A 21,489-nucleotide genomic window follows, 5' to 3' on the forward strand; every position below is an offset into this window, starting at 1 on the left:
CACAAGTTACCCAGCCAAAATACGGGCCAACCACTGACCGGTATAAGATCCGGTACAGGCGGCAACCTCTTCCGGAGTGCCGCTGGCAACAACTGTTCCACCCCCGTCACCGCCTTCAGGCCCAAGATCTATAAGATAATCAGCCCGCTTCAACACTTCCAGATTATGTTCGATAACAACCACGGTATTACCGCTTTCAACCAATCGTTCCAAAATAATTAACAGTTTACTGATATCATCGAGGTGCAACCCGGTTGTTGGTTCATCAAGAATATAGAGACTGCGGCCATTACTGCGCCTGGAAAGCTCGGTGGCCAGTTTAACTCTCTGGGCTTCACCACCTGACAAAGTTGTTGCAGGCTGACCCAAATGAATATATCCCAGGCCAACATCATAGAGCAGCTGTAATTTACGCTGGATTTTAGGTATGGCAGAAAAAAAATCAAGTGCTTCTTCGACTGTCATTTCCAAAACATCGGCTATATTCCTGTCTTTATAACGAACTTCAAGGGTTTCACGGTTATAACGTTTACTACGGCACACTTCGCAGGGAACGTAAACATCGGGTAGAAAGTGCATTTCAATACGCAGTATGCCATCTCCACGACAGGCTTCACAACGACCACCCTTTACATTAAAACTAAACCGGCCTGGCCTGTAACCACGTCGTTTTGATTCGGTTGTCTTGGCAAATATTTCTCTTATACCGTCAAATAGACCTGTGTAAGTTGCCGGATTTGATCGGGGTGTTCTGCCGATTGGCGATTGGTCAATCTCGATCACCTTATCGAGCTGTTCAATACCTTCGATGGATCTATACCGGCCGGCCTGTTCTCTCGATCTATGCAGTTTACGGGCAAGAGCCCTGGCCAAAATCTCATTTATCAAGGTACTTTTTCCTGAACCGGAAACTCCGGCAACGCATACAAATAAACCGAGCGGAATGCCGACATCAATATCTTTAAGATTATGCTCGGCAGCTCCACGGATCCATAACCAGCGATCAGTCGCTGACCGCCTATTTTCCGGGATAGTCACAAAACGTCTTCCGGCGAGATAATCGCCTGTAATAGACGCAGGCGCGGTAATAATTTCTTCCAAAGATCCCTGGGCAACGATTTCTCCACCACCGGCACCTGCTCCGGGACCGATATCAACCAGGTGGTCAGCGCTACGAATAGTCTCTTCATCATGTTCCACGACTAATACAGTATTTCCGAGATCTCTTAGCGCTTTAAGTGTGCCTATTAAACGGGCATTATCGCGCTGATGGAGTCCGATACTTGGCTCATCAAGGATATAGATAACCCCGGTAAGCCCGGAACCGATCTGGGTTGCCAGCCTGATTCGCTGTGCTTCCCCGCCGGATAGAGTAGATGCTGTGCGATCAAGCGTTAAATACTGAAGCCCCACATTACATAAAAATTGCAACCTTTCTCCGATCTCTTTCATAACCTGCCTTGCGATATGCTGTTCGCGTGAATTAAGCTGAAGTTCAGTGAAAAAACCAGCCGCCTCATCAACAGTTAAGGCAGTAATGTCTGCAATATTAACCCCTCCCAGCATTACAGAAAGGCTGGAAGGTTTCAAACGGCTTCCGGAACATGAAGGGCAGGGTTTTACCTGCATGTAGCGAGCCATTTCGGCGCGCATTTCCTCGGAACTGGTAGATGCATACCGTTTTTCCAGAAGCTTTAATACTCCGGGAAAAGCCTTTTTATAAAAGCGAACCCGTTTGAACATATTTACATAACGGAAATTTATTTTTTCTGAAAAACCATAGAGAATTTTTTCCTGCTGTTCAGGATCGAGTTCTCCAAATGGTTTATTGAGATCTATTCCCCATGCTTTCGCAGCCGCTTCAAGAAACTGTTGGTAGTAATTCTGCCCCGACCAGGCCTGGACCGCTCCTTCACTGATCGAAAGTTCTGGATATGGAATAATCAGATCCGCAGCGAACTCAGCCCGACTGCCCAAACCACTGCATTCAGGACAGGCACCATAAGGGCTGTTAAAGGAAAATATTCTGGGGCTGATTTCTTCGAAGCTGAAACCACAATCGGCACAGGCAAAATTTTCACTGAAAAGAAGTTCATTACCACCGACCTCTTCGATTAAAACTAATCCTTCACTCAATTTAAGTGCTGTTTCAAGCGAATCTGCAAGGCGGGATTGTATCCCTTCACGGACGATCAGGCGATCTACCACAACCTCAATGTCATGTTTTTTTTGTTTATCAAGGTTTATTTCTTCTTCCAGTTCCCTTACTTCACCATCAACCCGTACCCGGACATATCCTTTCCGGCGCATGTCTTCGAAAAGCCGTGAATACTCGCCTTTTCTACTTCTGACCAGCGGGGCTAAAACCTGAATCCGGGTATCTTCCGGCAGGGTAATGATCTGATCAACCATTTGCTGAACTGTTTGCTGGCTGATTGGCTTTTTACAGGTCGGACAGAATGGTTTTCCGATCCGGGCATAGAGCAGCCGAATATAATCATAGATTTCCGTAACTGTCCCAACTGTAGAGCGGGGATTACGAGATGCCGTTTTTTGATCAATTGAAATGGCCGGAGATAACCCTTCAATATGATCGAGATCAGGTTTATCCATCTGACCAAGAAATTGACGGGCATAAGCTGAAAGGGATTCAACATAACGCCGCTGTCCTTCAGCATAAATAGTATCAAATGCCAGTGAAGATTTTCCTGAACCACTGAGTCCGGTAAATACTATAAATTGGTTACGGGGGAGATTAAGATTAATATTCTTCAGGTTATGCTCCCTCGCCCCCCGAATTATTATTTCTCCTGATGTCAAGCTATTCACCTCTTCTAAACATTACTGCTTCTCCAGTTCGAATATCATATCACGTAACTCTGCCGCCCGCTCAAAAGCTAGCTCTTTTGAAGCCTCTATCATCTCTTTTCGCAATTTATCTATGGCCTGTTTTCGCTCGCCCGGCGCCATTCTCTTAAATCCGTCACCCAGGTAGCGACCTTCCTCTTCTGCCGCAACTGTAGCTTCAATCAGCGAACGGATCGGCTTCACAATGGTCTTCGGCGTAATATCATACCTTCTATTGTAATCCAGCTGTTTGCGCCTGCGGCGCTCCGTTTCATCAATAGCTCTGCGCATAGAAGATGTTATCCCATCCGCATACATTATAACTCTGCCCTCGGTATTGCGGGCTGTCCTTCCGATAGTCTGAATCAATGAACGATCGGACCGCAAAAACCCTTCCTTGTCTGCATCAAGGATGGCAACCAGGGTCACTTCAGGCAGATCCAATCCTTCTCTCAAGAGGTTGATTCCGATCAAAACATCGAATTCGCCGGTTCTTAATCCCCTTATTATGGTCATTCTTTCAAGAGCATTAATATCTGAATGCATATAGCGCACTTTTATCCCCATGTCACGGTAATATTCAGTAAGGTCCTCCGCCATTCTTTTGGTCATGGTTGTAACCAATACCCTTTGACCCGCCTCGGCTCTTTTCCTGATCTCACCATAAAGATCATCAACCTGTCCTTCTGCCGGTCTGACTTCAACTGCAGGATCTACCAGGCCGGTTGGCCTGATAATCTGTTCTACTATCGCATTGCTTTTCTCCAATTCCCAGGGACCGGGAGTCGCTGAAACAAATATTGCCTGGTTGACAAGTGATTCAAACTCTTCAAATTGCAGCGGACGGTTATCAAGAGCTGACGGCAGCCTGAAGCCATGCTCCACCAGGGTTGTTTTCCTGGATAGGTCCCCACGGTACATACCGTTGATCTGGGGAATTGTAATGTGTGATTCATCAATGACCACAAGGATATCTTCCGGGAAATAGTCAAGCAGGGTTGCCGGGCGGCTTCCTGGATCACGTCCATCTAAATGACGAGAATAATTTTCGATACCGCTGCAAAAACCTATTTCCTGCAGCATTTCCAGGTCGAAGGAAGTACGCTGTTCAAGTCGTTGGGCTTCAAACAGTTTATTTTCTTTTTTAAAATAGGCTAACCTATCCTGCAATTCAGCTTCAATATTTTTTATAGCACGCAGCAGCTGATCGGGAGCGGTTACATAATGTGTTGCAGGGAATATTGCTACATGACTTCGTTCACCGGTAACCTTTCCACTGACTAGATCAATTTCCCTGATTCGTTCAATTTCATCGCCAAAAAGTTCCACCCGGATTGCAGCTTCAGAGAAAGAAGCAGGGATAATTTCGAGAACATCTCCCCTGACCCGAAATGTTCCCCGGTGGAAGTCGATTTCATTACGCTGATAATGAATATCTACGAGCCGCTCGATGATCGCTTCCCGGCTGATTCTGGCACTTTTACGCAGAGATAAAACCTGATCAAGATAATCCTTGGGCGAGCCGAGTCCGTAAATACAGGAAACTGAAGCAACAATGATTACATCAGATCTTTCAAGAAGAGCGCTTGTTGCCGAATGACGCAATTTATCTATCTCATCATTGATAGAGGAATCCTTCTCGATATATGTATCACTGTGCGGCAAATATGCTTCAGGCTGGTAATAATCATAATAACTGATGAAATATTCAACTGCATTATCCGGGAAAAGCTCTTTGAATTCGCTGCACAGCTGAGCAGCCAGAATTTTATTAGGAGCGATAACCAGGGTTGGCCGCTGAACCTGTTCAATTACATTGGCAATTGTAAATGTTTTACCGGATCCGGTTACCCCCAGAAGCGTCTGGTAACGGGAGCCCTGGCACAATCCTTGCACCAGGGCTTTAATTGCTTCCGGTTGATCTCCGGATGGGTTGTGATCTGCATATATTTTGAAAGTACTGCCGGCCAATCTCACACCTCCCCGGCAGTTTATTAATAACTGATAAACATTATCAATTATACCATATAGAAATTACTTTTTATGAATCATCCTATCAAGCCTGACTCCAGAATAATAATCAGAAGGCCGATAATGATAAATACCATACTTGTACCGACCTTAAGCACTTTAGGATTTATCCTGGATATAAAACGGCTGCCAAGGTAAACAGCAATTAGGTGGTTAAAGAACATCGCCACCATTGCACCGGCAAAAACAGCCAGTGGATAACCAAAGCTAGCTGCAAGGAAGAGCGCGGCCAGCTGAGTTTTATCTCCAAACTCAGCAACAAATACCATGATCATTGTATGCAGAAAACCATTTCGATCTTTGCATTCCTCTGCAGAATCATCCCTGCGAAGATAATTGGCAATCCCCATGATCAGGAAAACAGCGCCAGATATTATAACAACTACCGAATGTGGAATTGCTGTAAATATTAAACCTCCTACCAATACAGCCAAACCCAGAACTGCAGCCAGAGCAACCATGGCCCCGCTCAAAACTTTCAGCGGAGGGTACCGGCAGGCCATAGCCAGCGAAACGAGTTGCGTTTTATCTCCAAATTCAGCTATAAATATAGTAATAAAAGCAGCGAATGCTGCAGCAAACATATTTCAATCCACCTTTTGGCCCATGGCATTCAGGAAATCCTGAGCATCACTTTAATTCTCTTCTTTATTTTTCTGATCCAGCCCAGCGTATCAGGTTTTCTCGCTTCGAGATAAACCGGCGAGTCAGGTTCGGGAACCGGAATTACTCCTAATTCTACACATCTGTGAAGTAATAAAGAGGAAGAAGCTGGCCTCATTTGATCATTATAAATTCTACCTGTATCAGTTCTCGTTCCAGCTTCTTTTTTTAAAATAACCGAGAAATGACTGCCATCCCTTATCCCTTCAACAAAAACCATGAAATAACTTTCATCAATTTTTGTCATCAATTCCCTGGTGCTATTAACTTCCATATTGTTGATTCCGGTGATCTTATCTCCTTCCTGCAAACCTGCTTCCATGGCTGAACTTCCCGGTAAGACTGTCATTAACTGCACTCCGTGGGGGGTGAATTGGTAATAAGAAGGCCTTTTTTCTTCTCTTTTTTTCCCATAAATAATAAGGATTTCATGCCCGACCGGAGCCAAAATCACTCCTATTATAATCAACGAAGGATAATATTCTGATGCTATAGCAATGATTAGAAGAACTATACTATAGGCTGCAAGCCATTTTGCAGAAAACCGGGATCTCTCACGGGGAGACGAGGAGATAGCAATGTCGGCGTACCCCAGGCCGGCAGCTACCGGAATTACCATATACTGCAGGCTCTGGCCTTCACCGGGTTGAATAGTCGATTGGAGTATAGGCCACCAGTCCGGCATGCTTACCCCGACAATCTCCGATTGGAGAACCACCGACACCAGAAGTCCAACCAGGGGTATGGGCCAGAACCTCTGCAGCAAGTATGCTCCAATCACACCACCCGATTCCTGTTTCAGGTAAACCGGGCTGCTTCCCTGGTGAGCGCCAAAGTAAATTAAAAACGCTTCAATAAGATGCAGAAGACCAATCAATACCAGGAGCGCCGGTATATGAATTTTTAACAGTGCCTCAACCATCAGATTTTCTGATAGACCGGGAAAAAGATCTGTCAGTATATAACGGGTAAAAAGGACAAGCAAAGCGACAATCCCACCGGCATATGAAAAGCAAAGATATCGGGGATTCAGAAGGAGTAACAATAAAGCCACAGGCCATATAAAATATAACCCGATCTGCTCCAGCGAAAGGCCCAGAAATACAAGGACTATGCTGGCTGCAATACCCCCGACTGCTCCCAGCCCAACTGATGTCAACATCTGTTTGCCCAGATTGTTAATTGCCCGGCCGAATAATTTCTTTTCAGTTAATAGCTGACGCCTGTATTGTAAGTAAACAAGAAATAAAACTATCCAAAAGATGGGCATCACGAATGCCAGGGCATAGGTCAACATGAAAACCCGGCTGATTTCCAGAAGAACTTCCATATTTTATTCAATTCCTCCGGTAATGGTCCACAACCCTGGTTTGTTGATCAGTTCAATTGCATAGTTAAGCTGTGCGTCCTGATCGCGGGCAGCAATATCAAGTGCTTCTCTTAGTTCTATCCACGTCTGATCATCAAATTCACCGCTTGGTCTAAGGTTTGCATAGATCTGGAATTCAGATAATGCCCGGGCTGTCTGATCATCAAAGTAACCGCTTACCTCAACTCTTATTCCGATTTGTTCCAGGATCATTTGTAAAACTTCCACATCAGGGCCATACGAGCCCTCTTCCAGCCTTCCGGGGTGGAAGTAACGATAATACCGCAAAACTTCGGGCATTTCAACAGTAAAATCAGGTTCTATCCCATATTTATCAATATCGTGGCCGGATGGAGTCAGGTAGCGGGCCATAGTTAAAAGTATGGCATTATCTCCCGGTAAGTAGACTAACTGCTGGACAGATGCTTTTCCGTATGAAGTTTTCCCGACCAGCATTCCAGCCCCCCTGTCCTGAAGCGCACCCGCCAGCAGTTCAGATGCACTGGCAGATTCTTCGTTGATCAGAACAACGATAGGATAAGGTTTGCGGGCAGCACTGGAATTATAAATAGTTTTTACATCATCGTCACGCCCGACAAGTCTGACAATCTCGCCTTCAGGAACTAATAGCTTGCCAATCTCAACAGCCTGATCAACCAGGCCTCCCGGGTTGTTCCTCAAATCTAGAATCAAACCTGTGCTTAAACCTCTCTGCTCCATAGCCCTGAACTGCTCGGTGAATTCCCTGGCCGTATTGCTGTCAAAACTGCTGATCTGAATATAGCCAAGGCCGTCATCAAGCATTTCACTGAAAACTGTGGTTACCTGGATCTCTTCCCTACTAACATTAATCACGATGGGCTCATCCGCACCAGGCCTACTTATTTCAAGTTCGACTATTGTATCACTTGGACCACGTAGGTGTTCAACTGCAATCATCAGACCCTGTCCGGTTAATTCAACACCGTCAGCCTTAATAATTCTGTCACCGGGGCTCAAGCCACTTCTTTCTGCCGGCGTCCCGGGGAATACATCAAAAACAACAATACTCTGATTTGATTCTATAATCCTAACCCCGATACCGCCGTAGGAACCCCTGGTTTCCATCAGGAATTCTTCTAAATCCTCGGCATCATAGTAACGGACCAGAGGGTCATCCAGACTCTGGATTATACCACGGACTGCTCCTTCGATCAGGACTTCTTTTTCAACAGGCGTGTAATAATTTTTCAAGATGGAGTCCAGCGCTTCAAATATAATTACCGTATCGGGATCAATATCGCTTCGTGTAGGTTCATACCTGATTATGGTTGTTGAATTATCATTCTCGCCTTCAGCAGCATTTCTGGAATAGTGATATGTTGCCAGATTCGTTATGATAATTAAGGCAAGTACAACCAATGCCCAGATAAAAAAATTCTTTCTATTGTTATTCTCCATAAAATTCATCTCCCAAAAAATTTCATGTGCAGTAATCCGGATTCAAACCGGACACCTGTTATCTATAATATCATAAATATAATCTTCTACTACCCAAAAATAAATAGGCCGTTCAATACACGTGTGTTTGAACGGCCTAAAAAGTTAAATAATTATGTTGCTTAAAAATAGTTCATCGGATTATACCTGTGATCCGGCTTTCCACTGGGATATCTTCGAACCGCCGGCTGGTTATATTCCCGAACTTCAAAATGTAGATGAACTCCTGTGCTATATCCTGTTGTCCCAGCCCGGGCTATACGCTGACCCTTTAGAACGATTTCACTTTTTTTAACCAGTAAACTGCTCATGTGAGCATATAATGTTACAGTTCCATCACCATGATCTATCATAATACAGTTACCGTATCCACCATTCCAACCGGAATAGATTACTTCACCATCTGCTGCAGCCAGGATATAATTTGCTGCTCCATGATGTGGCGCCATATCCACACCGCCATGCCAGGCCTGGGCACCACTGAATGGATCACGTCGCCAACCATATCCCGAACTGATCCAGGTCGGTGGTTCAATCGGGTAATGCAGCGCTCCCTGAACTCCGGAAAATCTGCTGCTGGCTTCGGCAATTAAGCGTCGGATAAGATCGTCGAGCTCTTGTGCTTCACGTTCGAGATCCTCGATCGCTTTCAGGTTAAGGGTAATTTCTTCCTGAAGCTCTCCAAGGATGATAACCCTGTCTTCTGATACCCTCTCCATCTCAGCTTCGTTGTCAGCAACCCTGCGGCGCATATTTTCCAGGTTAGCTTTCTTCTGCTCGAGCTCTTCTTTCCATGCTCTAATTAAATCTCTTTCTTCCTGAATCTCCTCAATAAGCCGTAGATCATTGGAAGCAATCAAACTTAAATTATATAATCGGGTTAAAAAGTCGGAAAAGCTGCTGGATTCAAGGAGAACTTCCACATAAGTCACTAGCCCGTGCTGTTGTATTGCCCTTAACCTCAGTTTTAATAAATCTTCCTGGTAACGCAGTTGTTCTTCAGCAACAGCAAGTTCGGCTTCTGCCTCTGAGATTTCATCTTCCACCAGGGCTATTTCTCCGGCCAATCTTTCCTGTTCCTGTCGCAGCTCCTGAATACGGTTCTCCAGGTATTTTAACTCTTCCTTTAAAGCAGATTCACGATTAAGACGCTGTTCAAGAGCGCTCTGTTCATCGCGCCTCTTTTTTTCAATTTCCTCTCTTTCCTGCTGTTTGGCTTCAATTTCTTCGTTTATTGCATAGGCAGGAATAGCGATAGAAATAAAAAACAGAAGTGTCAGGAAAATTAATAAAAACCAGGCTTTTTTACCGGTCATCATATTCTTTTTCCTCCCTGCTTGTATTTCTTATATCTATATATTGTTTAAACCCGCAAAAAGCGTCCCATTGAAAATGTGCTTCCCAGGATTCCCAAACCGGTACCAAGTGGGACCAGGTACTTGGCTAACTCGATAATTACCATTTGGACTGGGAGCAAGCTCAGGAAAAAAAGATTATTGGCAACTACCCAGTCTACCGAGTATTGATATATATAGTATAAAGCTATCAATGGCAAAACAGCGCCGACGAAACCCATCATCAGGCCTTCCAACAGAAAAGGCCAACGGATGAACCAGTTTGTAGCTCCCACATACTTCATTATTGCTATTTCTTTTTTCCGCATCATAACGGTAAGCTTGATCGTATGTGAAATCAAAAACACTGCTGTGATTGACAACCCTGCCATAAGAGCCAGCCCAACATACTGGAGAACACGGGTTACAGCAAAAAGGTTTTCAACATAATCCTGTCCGTAAAATACTGAAGTAACCCCTTCATATAGTTCAATTTCACCGGCCAGAGCAACAACATTCTCCGGAACGACAGTTTTAATTTCGTACGACGCGAGAAGAGGATTGTCAAGATCAGTATCATAACCTTCCAACATCGCTCCAAGCTGACTCTGAAGCCGGTTCAGATGTTCTTCGCTTGATACGTAACGCACCTCTTCAATATCACGATGGCTGCGTAGATTCTGTTCCAAACGGCTTAGCACATCCTGATTTGCTCGATCATCTATGTAAACTACAATCTCGACTTGCTCTTTCACAGTATCTGTGATATGCCCTATATTCAGGTTAACCAGCATAAAGAGACCAAGCATCAGTAAAGTTACAACAACCACCCCGGTTGATGTTATACACATCCACCTGTTGCGATAAAGCCCTTTAATGGTTTCCCTGATAATATAAATGAAGCCACTAATGAACATGGGAATAGATCCCCTTTTGTTCATCCCCGACTAATTTCCCGTTTTCAAGATAGAGGACTCTTTTTTTAAAATAATCAACAATGTCCCGGTTATGGGTTGCCACTAAAACAGTCGTGCCCCGGAGATTGATACTGCGTAAAAGATTCATAATATCCAGAGTGGTCCCGGGATCAAGATTCCCGGTCGGCTCATCGGCTATAATAAGAGCAGGCCGATTGGCAATCGCCCGGGCCAGGCCAACACGCTGCTGCTCCCCTCCGGAAAGATCACAAACCCTTGCTTTTGCCTTCTCTTCAAGGCCAACCAGGCTTAAAACCTGTGGAACTCTCTTCTGGATTTCCCGTCGCGAAGAACCGATCACCATCATGGCAAAGGCAACATTGTCATAGGCCGTCCGTTCTTCAATCAAACGAAAATCCTGGAAAACCATACCGATATTTCGCCTTAAGTAAGGTAAGCGATGTCTCGGCAAACGGGCTACATTTCTTCCAAAAACCTTTAAAGTGCCATCTGTCGGCATAAGCTCCCTGATAATCAGTTTCAGTAGAGTCGATTTTCCGGCACCACTGGACCCTACAAAAAAAACAAATTCTCCCCGTTCAATCAAAAAGCTTACATTATCAAGAGCATACTGCCCCTTTTTAGTATATTTCATGCACACGTTTTTTGCTTCGACCATGTAGTCAGACCTTCCTGTGCATACTTTACATAATATATGCAGTTAGCCTAAAATTCGACATCTAATCAGTCGATCCTTCTAAATATTTTAATATATTTTTACTTATTTTGCAAATAATTATACTCTATGACAGTAGAACCATATTCATAGGTATGCTTTATAAATTATCCAGCTAGCTCTGCTGCATTTTTTTAAATCCTTCTCCATGAACTTCAGTCGCATTGCCAATTATCACGAATGCTTCCGGATCTACTTCGTAAATAATAGCTTTTAAGCGTGCTGTCTGTTGACGGGTTATCACACAAAGCAGAACCTCTCTCAACTCACCTGTATACCCGCCTTTTCCTTCAAGCCATGTAACCCCTCGTCCAAGCTCGTAAAGCAATTTTTCATTTAATTTCTCACCAAAGCGTGTAATTATGATCGCTGACTTAGCCAGACCGAGGCCTTCAAGAACAGCATCTACAACTTTTACACTGACAAAAAGCGACAGAGCTGCGTACATTGCTGCTTCTCCGCCAAATACAAACCCGGCAAAAGCCAAAACCACCAGATCACCCCAAAGCATGGCCTGACCGGGGCTTATTCCGGATGTTTTAGCCAGTATGAGCGACAAAATAGCAGTCCCCCCGGTTGATCCCCGGAATCGAAATACGATACCGACACCGATTCCGGTCACCAGCCCGCCGTATACCGCGGCAAGCAGTAAATCATCTGTTGCTACCGGTAAAAGAGGCGCTGTAACTTCTAATGCCAGAGAGAAAAGGAGGGTACCGAGTAAACTTTGAAATATAACTCGAGGGCCTAATATTATATAACCGTAAATAAAAAGGGGAATATTCAGGACAATAACCGTCAGACCGACGGGAACCCTGAAAAGATGGTACAAAACTACTCCCAATCCGCTGATTCCTCCCGGAGCCAACATGTTGGGAACCATAAACATATTAAATCCTACAGCGAGGATCACTGATCCAACTAATATACCAAAGAAATCTTTAATGATTATCTTTAATGCTTTTTTATCTAGTGATTTTATCTTCATTATTAACTATTACCCCTATTTTTTCAGTGGAACCATACCCCGGGCTTTCCAGCGGAGGTAACCTTCAATGAACGGATCGAGCATGCCATCCATTACAGCTTCGACCTGCCCTACCTCAATACCTGTGCGATGATCTTTGACCAGAGTAAATGGATGAAAAGTATAGGTTCTGATCTGGCTGCCCCAGGCTATTTCCCTTTGCTGTCCGCGTTCGGCATCTATTTCTTTGGCCTGTTCCTGTCTTGCCAGTTCAGCCAGCCGTGCCTGTAATACTCTCATCGCCTGTTGCCGGTTGCTGTGCTGAGAACGGTCATTCTGACAGCTAACAACTATACCTGTCGGAATATGGGTTATTCTAACCGCTGAGTCAGTCTTATTAACATGCTGTCCACCGGCTCCACTTGAGCGGAAGGTATCAATTTTAAGATCTTCAGGATTAATAACATACTCTTCCTCCTCCTCCACCTCAGGGATCACATCTACAGAGGCAAACGAGGTATGCCGGCGTTTTGATGTATCGAAGGGAGAAATCCGGATCATCCTGTGTACACCCTTTTCCGCCTGCAGGTAACCGTAAGCAGCATGGCCGCGGACAATAAAAATTGCACTTTTTATTCCAGCTTCATCATCAGTTAAGAGGTCAACCACTTCAACCTGATACCCTTTTTGTTCACACCAGCGGGTATACATGCGAAGAAGCATTTCCGCCCAATCCTGTGACTCAAGACCACCGGCGCCGGGATGTAGTGACAATATAGCATTGTTAAAGTCATAACTGCCGCTGAACAGGGTTTCCAATTCCAGGGAATCCAGTTTTTCTGTTATTTCTTCAAGTATCGGTCCTAATTCAACTACGGCTTCATCTATTTCTGACTCATCTTCACCAGCCAGTTCCATAAAAACACCGGCCTCTTCGATCAGGGTTTCCAATTCCATAATCGGCTTAATCTGCTCTCGCAGAGTTCCCAGTTTTTTCATAAATTCCTGGGCTCTGCTGCTGTCATCCCAGAAATCCGGTTCAGCAGTTTTAGTCTCAGATTCTCTGAGTTCTTTTAGTTTCTCTTCATATTCAAAGAGAAGCCCTCATTTCGTCCAGCCTTTCTCTTTGCAACGCTAATTCTTCACGATACTCTTTAAGCAAAGCAAGCACCTTCTCTCAATTACTTTATGATCATGCTCCACAGCATTTTTTATATTTTTTGCCGCTTCCGCAGGGGCAGGGATCATTACGCCCGATTTTTTCTACAGTAACCGGTTCCTGTTTTTGCACCTGCCCCTGCTGATTTTGCACCTGACCCGGCCGGGACTGAGCCTTCCCCCCGCCCAGGGCGGCAATTCTTGGCTGATATCCGGTTGCCTGACCTGCCACAGATGTTCTCCGGGGTGCAGCTGTAACCTGCACATGATAAACTGCCCTTACCACATCAGCCTGAACCTGCCTGATCATATCTTCAAACATTTCAGCGCTCTGCAGCCTGTACTGAACCAGTGGATCCCTCTGTCCATAGGCCTGAAGATGAATTTCATGACGCAGTTGATGCATGACATCAATGAAATACATCCAGTGCCTGTCTACCGTTCGGAGTAAGATAACACGTTCAAGTTCACGCATAATTTCCGAAGTGAACTCTACTTCCCTGGATTCATAAAATGCTTTCGCTTCGTCAATCAATCGCGATCGGACATCTCCAACTTCATGGTCGGCTAATTCTTCAACCGCCAGACTGCCTTTACGGACAAAAAGGTTTTCTGCTCTCTCCAGCAGAGCGTGAGCACTTTCATCATCCAGAAAACCATGTTCCATAGTATATTCTTCAAGCAGCCGATCAGCGATTTCCTCAACCATTTCCATGATCGGCGCCTTCATATTTTCACCTTCAAGAACCCGCCTGCGCTGCCCGTATATAACTTCGCGCTGTTGGTTTAAAACATCATCATAATCAAGTAAGTTGCGGCGAATCTCGAAGTTTCGGGCTTCAACTTTTTTTTGTGCATTTTCAATACCGCGACCAACCAATGGATGGTCGATGGGCATATCTTCATCCAATCCAAAGCGGTCCATTAACGAAGCAATATTATCTCCGCCAAACAAGCGCATAAGATCGTCTTCAAGAGAGATAAAAAACTGTGATGACCCCGGATCACCCTGGCGTCCGGAACGTCCTCGCAGCTGATTATCAATCCGCCGGCTTTCATGTCTTTCTGTCCCCAGAACATGCAGCCCTCCGAGTCGCAATACTTCTTCACGCTGTTTTATTGTCTCTTCATTGGCTCTTTCCAGCAGTTCTGCCTCTCTTTTCTCCCACCGATTCCTCTTATCCTCATCCAGTTCACTTTCTTCCAGGCCGAACTCACTGATTAATTTCTCTTTAACGAGATACTGCGGATTACCGCCTAAAATAATATCTGTTCCCCGGCCGGCCATATTGGTCGATATGGTAACAGCGCCTTTACTGCCGGCCTGAGCAATTATGTAAGCTTCACGGGTATGATTAACCGCATTTAAAACTTCGTGAGGTATATTCTGACGCTTTAGCATTTTGCTTAACATCTCGGATTTTTCAACAGATATTGTGCCAACCAGAACAGGCTGTTCTCTTCTTTGGCATTCCGCAATCTCATTAACAACAGCCCTGAATTTAGCCACTTCAGTTTTATATATAAGATCCGGAAGTTCTTTTCTGATCAGTACTCTGTTTGTCGGAATTTCAACAACATCCATCCCGTAAATCTTGCGAAATTCATCTTCTTCAGTTGCAGCAGTTCCCGTCATACCGGCAATCCTGGTGTACATTCTAAAGTAATTCTGAAAAGTAACAGACGCTACCGTTTTAGTAGCAGCCTGAATCTGTACGCCCTCTTTTGCTTCAATTGCCTGATGCAGGCCATCTGAATAACGGCGCCCGGGCATTAGTCTCCCGGTAAATTCATCAACAATAATTACCTTTCCATCCTGTACAACGTATTCGACATCTCTCTCATATAGCGAATAGGCTTTAATAAGTTGATCAAAATAGTGCCGGTGCTCGGAAGCCGTTTCAAGATCATGCTCCTCATCATCAGCTGCTTCATCAGCTTTATCCCGTCCCAACCGCAGAAGCTGTAAAAGCTGAGGATTGATCCTTTCCAATTCACGATAACCTTTATCCTTGATATCGGCAAGGCGGGTAGCTTCATCGATAACGTAATAAAGTTCTTCATCCAGATGGGTTAACCGTTTTTCCGTCATCAAGCGCTGTTTGGTTCTTTCAACCAGTCGTTCGATCCCCGGTTCCTTGAGAATTTTTAACAGCTTCTTATTTTTAGGAGATCCCCTGCGGGCAAGAAGTAACTTTTCAGCAGCATCTTCAAATCTTTCTTCTTTAAGATCTTTACGTGCTTCTTCAAGCAGATCAGAAACCATCCGGTTCTGCTTATGGATTAAATGCTCCACTTCTTTTTTCCAGCGGCCGTAATCTTCTTTTTCTTCAACTCTGCTGCTGATAATCAATGGAGTCCTGGCTTCATCAATCAGGATACTGTCAACTTCATCCACGATAGCAAAATGCAGATCCTGCTGAACCATCTCTTCTTTATAAAGAACCATGTTATCTCTCAGGTAGTCAAAACCGAGTTCATTGTTTGTTGCATATGAAATATCTGCACTGTACTCTTTTTTTCGCTGGGCAGGTTCCAGTCCCTGGACAATCAGGCCAACTTTTAAGCCGAGGAATTCATATATGGGACCCATCCATTCACGGTCACGGCGAGCCAGGTAATCGTTTACGGTTACTATATGAACTCCTTTGCCGGATAAGGCATTAAGATATGCCGGAAGCGTTGCAACCAGAGTTTTGCCTTCACCTGTTTTCATTTCGGCGATACGCCCCTGGTGCAAGACTATTGCTCCTAAAACCTGGACATCAAATGGCCGCATTCCTGTCTTACGATGAGCAGCTTCCCTGACCAGGGCAAATGCTTCCGGTAATAAATCATCAAGGCTTTCTCCATCCTGATAACGCTGTTTCAGACTTTCTGTTTGAACGGCAAATTGGTTATCAGGAAGCTGTGAGGCCCAGTCATCTAATTCATTAACCTGATCTACAATTTTCTGCAGCCGGCGGATTTCTTTTTCATTGGGATCCCCAAAAAATTTTTGAATAATTGCTGTCATCCTTGAATTCCTTTCCCTTCAGAGATGTCTAATGTTTTCAGGTTACAATTGCCGTAAACGCTGAGTTATAATCACTTAAGGCAACTTTCCGGGGCAAGCTCAGAACAAAGTGCCCAAAGACTGCCGGAAACAAGTGAGTGCCCACCAAGAATAACCGGAATGGAACACTCTTCGGCCGCTCTTGTAAATTCTTTAAGCCATAGATTATCAATTTCCTGCCAGCAGCCAAGATCCGAAAGAAATCGCTCTCTGTCCGATAGGTCCAATTGATAATGGTACATGAGCACCCTGCTGTCTATAAAAGCACAGCGGCCAACCCGGGAAAGGTAGCTGAAAAAGCGGTCAATACCGGTATGGTCCAGCATTAACCCGAGCAGAGAGACAACCTCTTTTGCTTCTATCCTTCCCAGGGCTTTCATGCCCCGTTCCTCGGAAAATACACGCAAACGCAGCTTTAAACGAGAATTCAGCCTCTCAATTATCGGAGCGCCAACTCTTCCAATCAAGACAATATCTTCGTATTCATCAGACAGAATTGATTTAGCCCTGTTTAATTTACCATAATCCAGTTTAAAACTGTCAATCATTGTTTTGGTACGTCTGCCTGCATAAGGTCCCGCTCCAAGGATTATGATATCAGAAGGCGTATCAATGTCAAACAGCAGTCCGAGAGTGTGCGGCATTAATTCCATGGTTAGCCCCAACTGATCACGGAGGGTAAGGGCCAGGCTATTATCCATTGCCGGCAGATCTACTTCATTGATATTTTCCGGCACTGTAAAAGCGATCATATCAACCGACTGAGTATTGTTAGTGTACACAAATCTCTCATTTTGCATCAGCTTACTGCAGATCATATTCAGCTCTTCAACTGTAATCAAGGGGCAGCCGGCGCCATTAAAGCAGAATACTTTGTCGAGGTTATGGTTTTTAATGGCTTTTTGGAGTTCCCGGCCAAAATGAAATTTTTCCGGGGCAATTGAGTTCAGGATTACTTTTGCATTCAGTTTAGAAGCAGGTTCAACCAGATCCGGGCGGTTAGTATGAAGATATAAATTTTCCAGAAAGGGAACACTGTTCATCTTTTCTAAATTATCGAGCAGGGCGGCATGACGGATTGAAACCATCATTTCCTCCACCCTGCTCGTTGGTTGCGAACCTTCGAAAATAACGGCGCTGACACCTTTACTCATAAAAGAAACCTCTTCCTGAACCAGCCAGGTTGGTAAAAAGAACTGGGAAGCTTACTCCGGTTCGATCAACCCGTAGTTTCCATCCTTGCGTTTATAGACCACGTTTACATCATCACTGTCAGCGTTTGCAAATACAAAGAAATTATGTCCGAGAAGATCCATTTGTAGTATTGCCTCTTCCACGGTCATCGGTTTTAAGGGGAATCTTTTGGTTTTAACCAATTGTGGCTCTTCTTCTATCCTTGCTTCAGCTTCAATAGCCGCATGCTTTTCACTGATAATCCTTACGCCCCTCTGACGTAAAGATTTATTCATCCTTGTTTTATACTTTTTAACCTGACGTTCAAGTTTTTCAACCACCATATCGATCGATGCATACATATCACCGGTTGACTCTTCCCCACGCAAGATCAACCCGTTTAAGCTGACTGTTACTTCAACGATATGATCTTCCCGAATAACACTCATCAGGACCTGGACATCGGTAGCTTTATCAAAATGCTTCTCCAACTTGCCAAGCTTTTTATGAGCATAATCAACCAGTGCAGGTGTTGCCTCAATGTTTTTCCCACGCACAGAAATTTTCATAAATATCAACCTCCTGCCGATTATTATAGACTTATATATTACTACAAATAATATTCCCCAGTCCAGTAAAAAATTCCTGCCCGCTATTTCAACGGGTTCAGTTGAATGACCGGGTAGTTATATACAAACATATACTAATATATATCAGGTTAGATATAAACTCAAGACTTTTTATTATAAGCCGGGGGAAATTATATTTCTATCATAAGCTATTTCTAAAATTATAGGCTATTACAGCACCGAAGACTTCCGCTCCGCTTTTGCGCAAAGTCCGTGCTGCTTCATTCATTGTTGATCCTGTAGAATAAATATCGTCAATCAATAATACTTTTTTCCCTTTACACGATTGGTCAATACATTCAAAGGCTCCCCTGACATTACTCCGTCTTTCATAACGGGTTATCGTCGTTTGTGATACAGTATCTTTAAGCCTGGACAAAAGAGGAATGCATGGTGTATTTAACGCTTTTGCAGCATAACCTGCAATGAGTGCACTCTGGTTAAAACCTCTGTCTTTTTCCCGGCGATGATGTAATGGTACCGGAGCTAAGAAATCAGCTCTCATGAAATTCTTTTTTAAGAGCTCATAGCCTAACAGGTTGCCCAGGGGGCGAGCAAGGTGCTTTTTCTTTTTATATTTTAGATCGTGCAGGAGCAAGCGCCATTTGCCCTCATACCCGGACAAAGCAAAAAGCTTTTTTATCGATTCAGCGGGTGAACCACATTTACATTGCTTTACTCCCAGATCAATACTTTCACATACCGGACAGATTATACCAAGAGAACTGTATGATTTGCGGCAGGAATGACAAAAGGGCTGCCATTCTTCAGATGGACTTATTGCATGGCAGAAGAGACATCTTTCCGGAAATATTAATTCAAGAAGTTTTTCAGTCCATTTTTTCTTCAGGCTGTTATGTTCGGAAGAGTTATTCAAACAGGGCACTATTCAAAATCTCCTGACCGAAGCCTGCCGTCAAGATTACTGTAACGTTCTTCTGCACGATTATTGCGAACTGCGATGGCAAGAGCTTTCCTGCTGCCAACCAGGACAGCAAGTTTCCTGGCCCGTGTAATCCCGGTGTAAAGAAGGTTACGCTGAAGAAGCATGTAATGCTGAGTTAATACCGGCATTATTATTACCGGATATTCACTGCCCTGACTCTTATGCACCGATACAGCGTAAGAAAGAACTAACTCATCCAACTCTGTAAAGTCATAAATCACCGGTTTGGGCTGTAATAGATCTTTGAAGGTTACTACAAGCTCCCCTTCCTCGTTATCAATAGCCGTAATCAGACCGATATCTCCATTATAGATCTCTTTTTGATAGTTATTGCGTATCTGCATTACCTTATCACCCAATCTGAATACGGTTCCTTTACTGCTTGTCTCAATTTTCCTTCTATCGCGTGGATTGAGCGCTTCCTGTAACAAAATATTCAGGTGGTCAACTCCGGCCGCCGTTTTGCGCATTGGTGTCAAAACCTGAATATCTAAAAGAGGATCATATGGTCCGTAATTGGGTAATCTTTCCCGGCACAATTGTACTACCAGCCGGGCAGCATGTTCGGGATCTTCTTCATGAATAAAAAAGAAATCTTTATTTTTTTTATTAAGGTAAGGCATTTCACCGCGATTGACCCGGTGAGCATTAATGATAATCATGCTTTCCCGGGCTTGTCTGAAAATATGCCCCAACCGGAAGCACGGGATATTTCCGGCACTGATCAAATCCCTGAGAACATTTCCTGCCCCGACTGCAGGCAGCTGGTCAATATCACCGACCATGATTAACCTGCATCCGGATGGGATCGCTTTGAGCAGATTGTACATGAGCATTAAATCAACCATTGAAGCCTCATCCACGATTAAAACCTGGGCATCGATCGGGTTTTTTTCATTACGCATGAACCGGAAGCCTTCTCCTTCATGATAGTTATATTCAAGCATCCGGTGGATGGTAAAAGCTTCTTCGCCGGTAGCCTCCGTAACTCGTTTTGCGGCCCGTCCCGTAGGCGCAGCAAGTAGTACTTTTTGGCGCATTAACTGGAATATTGTGAGTAAGGCCTTGATTGTTGTTGTTTTTCCGGTTCCCGGTCCCCCGGTAACGATTAAAACCCCGTTCTGAAGAGCCTCTTCCAGCACCTGCAGCTGTTCAGCAGTCAAATGGGAGCAATCATGCTTGATCGAACCTACGGCGTGGGCAGCCTCTATCGACGAATAGTGACGGGCTGTACTGCGAATTTTTATAAGTAGTCTGGCCGATCCCTGCTCGGCCTGGTAAAACGGGGCATAATAAATTGCTTCATCAGAATCCTTTATTTCACTGAAAAGCCTCTTCTGTTCAACCATTGAGCGAAGCTGTGTATCAATAAAAGATTCATTTAATACTTGACCGGTAATATCCAGCAGATCATGAATTCTCTCGATCAGGAGCGTTCGAGGTAGAAAAACATGGCCCTGTTCAGCAGCTCTGCTCAGCGTGTAGGTAATCGAAGCCTGCACTCTTTCAGGTGAATCTTCAGGCATACCTAACTGGCGGGCAATTTTATCTGCTGTTTTAAACCCGATACCAAATATATCTTCAGCCATGCGGTAAGGATTTTCCCGGACCTGCCGAATTGTGTGGGAACCGTAACGGCGGTACAACCTCATTGCCTGACCGACGCTGACCCCATACCCCTGTAAAAAGACCAATACATTCTGTACATCTTTATACTGTTGATAGCTCTCGATTATAGATGCAGCTTTGACTGCACCGATACCTTCAATTTCCTGCAGGCGGTATGGTTCATTTTCCAGTACATCGAGAGTGGAAAGGCCAAATGATTTGACAATTTTATCTGCAGTAACCGGACCAATCCCCTTAATCAACCCCGATGAAAGATATCGTTTCAGCCCTTCTTCGGTAGCCGGGAGCAGTCTTTCCCACTTGTCCACTGATAGCTGTTTGCCATAACGGCTATGGATTTGCCACTGGCCGCAGACTGCCAGGCTCTCACCCTCCTGCATGGGAGGGAAATTACCGACGATCGTTACCGTGTTACCGTCATCACAGCGCAAAGAACCAATGAGGTAAGAACTATCTTCACTGTAAAACCTAATTTTTTCCAGAGTGCCTTCAAGTTTCTCCAGGTTAGAGTCCTCCAATACAACATTTGTCGATAAACTATAGAAACTAATTAAAC

At 44.4% G+C, this 21,489-nt stretch carries 14 protein-coding genes and 1 pseudogene; all 15 read right to left on the reverse strand.

Annotation, left to right across the window (positions count from 1 at the left end):
* Window positions 1-6 precede the first annotated feature (6 nt).
* Window positions 7-2,820 carry an excinuclease ABC subunit UvrA gene (gene uvrA, locus SCJ97_03790; protein ID MDW7739164.1) on the reverse strand — a complete coding sequence of 938 codons (2,814 nt, stop codon included), beginning with the start codon at window positions 2,818-2,820 and terminating at the stop codon, window positions 7-9.
* 21 nt (window positions 2,821-2,841) lie between these two features.
* Window positions 2,842-4,818, reverse strand: a complete 1,977-nt coding sequence (uvrB, locus tag SCJ97_03795; GenBank protein ID MDW7739165.1) for an excinuclease ABC subunit UvrB — start codon at window positions 4,816-4,818, stop codon at window positions 2,842-2,844.
* 77 nt (window positions 4,819-4,895) lie between these two features.
* Complete coding sequence (locus SCJ97_03800; protein MDW7739166.1) at window positions 4,896-5,462, reverse strand: TMEM165/GDT1 family protein; 567 nt, start codon at window positions 5,460-5,462, stop codon at window positions 4,896-4,898.
* Between the two features lie 29 nt (window positions 5,463-5,491).
* A complete protein-coding gene (locus SCJ97_03805; protein ID MDW7739167.1) occupies window positions 5,492-6,871 on the reverse strand; it encodes a PDZ domain-containing protein in 1,380 nt (459 codons plus the stop codon).
* A gap of 3 nt (window positions 6,872-6,874) precedes the next feature.
* A complete protein-coding gene (locus SCJ97_03810; protein MDW7739168.1) occupies window positions 6,875-8,350 on the reverse strand; it encodes a S41 family peptidase in 1,476 nt (491 codons plus the stop codon).
* Window positions 8,351-8,511: 161 nt separating this feature from the next.
* Window positions 8,512-9,705, reverse strand: coding sequence for a peptidoglycan DD-metalloendopeptidase family protein (locus SCJ97_03815; protein ID MDW7739169.1), 1,194 nt, complete (start codon window positions 9,703-9,705; stop codon window positions 8,512-8,514).
* Between the two features lie 47 nt (window positions 9,706-9,752).
* On the reverse strand, window positions 9,753-10,640 hold the full coding sequence (gene ftsX, locus SCJ97_03820; GenBank protein ID MDW7739170.1) for a permease-like cell division protein FtsX: 888 nt from the start codon (window positions 10,638-10,640) through the stop codon (window positions 9,753-9,755).
* Window positions 10,630-11,319, reverse strand: coding sequence for a cell division ATP-binding protein FtsE (gene ftsE, locus SCJ97_03825; GenBank protein MDW7739171.1), 690 nt, complete (start codon window positions 11,317-11,319; stop codon window positions 10,630-10,632). Before ftsE ends, ftsX begins: the two co-directional genes overlap by 11 nt.
* Before the next feature lie 172 nt (window positions 11,320-11,491).
* Window positions 11,492-12,364: a YitT family protein gene (locus SCJ97_03830; protein MDW7739172.1), complete on the reverse strand. Its 873-nt coding sequence runs from the start codon at window positions 12,362-12,364 to the stop codon at window positions 11,492-11,494.
* Window positions 12,365-12,379: 15 nt separating this feature from the next.
* Window positions 12,380-13,451: pseudogene (prfB, locus tag SCJ97_03835) on the reverse strand (peptide chain release factor 2).
* Between the two features lie 84 nt (window positions 13,452-13,535).
* Complete coding sequence (gene secA / locus SCJ97_03840) at window positions 13,536-16,517, reverse strand: preprotein translocase subunit SecA (GenBank protein MDW7739173.1); 2,982 nt, start codon at window positions 16,515-16,517, stop codon at window positions 13,536-13,538.
* A gap of 71 nt (window positions 16,518-16,588) precedes the next feature.
* Window positions 16,589-17,710 carry a hypothetical protein gene (locus SCJ97_03845; GenBank protein ID MDW7739174.1) on the reverse strand — a complete coding sequence of 374 codons (1,122 nt, stop codon included), beginning with the start codon at window positions 17,708-17,710 and terminating at the stop codon, window positions 16,589-16,591.
* A 51-nt stretch (window positions 17,711-17,761) separates the two neighbouring features.
* The gene (raiA, locus tag SCJ97_03850) at window positions 17,762-18,298 is read right to left on the reverse strand and encodes a ribosome-associated translation inhibitor RaiA (GenBank protein ID MDW7739175.1); all 537 of its coding nucleotides are present in this window, start codon (window positions 18,296-18,298) and stop codon (window positions 17,762-17,764) included.
* A gap of 202 nt (window positions 18,299-18,500) precedes the next feature.
* The gene (locus tag SCJ97_03855) at window positions 18,501-19,244 is read right to left on the reverse strand and encodes a ComF family protein (protein MDW7739176.1); all 744 of its coding nucleotides are present in this window, start codon (window positions 19,242-19,244) and stop codon (window positions 18,501-18,503) included.
* Window positions 19,244-21,451 carry an ATP-dependent RecD-like DNA helicase gene (locus SCJ97_03860; protein ID MDW7739177.1) on the reverse strand — a complete coding sequence of 736 codons (2,208 nt, stop codon included), beginning with the start codon at window positions 21,449-21,451 and terminating at the stop codon, window positions 19,244-19,246. Before SCJ97_03860 ends, SCJ97_03855 begins: the two co-directional genes overlap by 1 nt.
* Window positions 21,452-21,489: the final 38 nt, after the last annotated feature.

It is taken from the genome of Bacillota bacterium (assembly GCA_033549065.1).
In the GTDB taxonomy this organism is placed as follows: Bacteria; Bacillota; Dethiobacteria; order DTU022; family DTU022; genus JAWSUE01.

What these genes read in the sequence shown, in the direction of transcription:
- ftsE (MDW7739171.1), bottom strand. Translation starts at nt 11,319, where the DNA reads ATGGTCGAAGCAAAAAACGTGTGCATGAAATATACTAAAAAGGGGCAG.
- SCJ97_03805 (MDW7739167.1), bottom strand. Translation starts at nt 6,871, where the DNA reads ATGGAAGTTCTTCTGGAAATCAGCCGGGTTTTCATGTTGACCTATGCC.
- SCJ97_03830 (MDW7739172.1), bottom strand. Translation starts at nt 12,364, where the DNA reads ATGAAGATAAAATCACTAGATAAAAAAGCATTAAAGATAATCATTAAA.
- secA (MDW7739173.1), bottom strand. Translation starts at nt 16,517, where the DNA reads ATGACAGCAATTATTCAAAAATTTTTTGGGGATCCCAATGAAAAAGAA.
- ftsX (MDW7739170.1), bottom strand. Translation starts at nt 10,640, where the DNA reads ATGTTCATTAGTGGCTTCATTTATATTATCAGGGAAACCATTAAAGGG.
- SCJ97_03845 (MDW7739174.1), bottom strand. Translation starts at nt 17,710, where the DNA reads ATGAGTAAAGGTGTCAGCGCCGTTATTTTCGAAGGTTCGCAACCAACG.
- SCJ97_03800 (MDW7739166.1), bottom strand. Translation starts at nt 5,462, where the DNA reads ATGTTTGCTGCAGCATTCGCTGCTTTTATTACTATATTTATAGCTGAA.
- SCJ97_03810 (MDW7739168.1), bottom strand. Translation starts at nt 8,350, where the DNA reads ATGGAGAATAACAATAGAAAGAATTTTTTTATCTGGGCATTGGTTGTA.
- raiA (MDW7739175.1), bottom strand. Translation starts at nt 18,298, where the DNA reads ATGAAAATTTCTGTGCGTGGGAAAAACATTGAGGCAACACCTGCACTG.
- SCJ97_03815 (MDW7739169.1), bottom strand. Translation starts at nt 9,705, where the DNA reads ATGACCGGTAAAAAAGCCTGGTTTTTATTAATTTTCCTGACACTTCTG.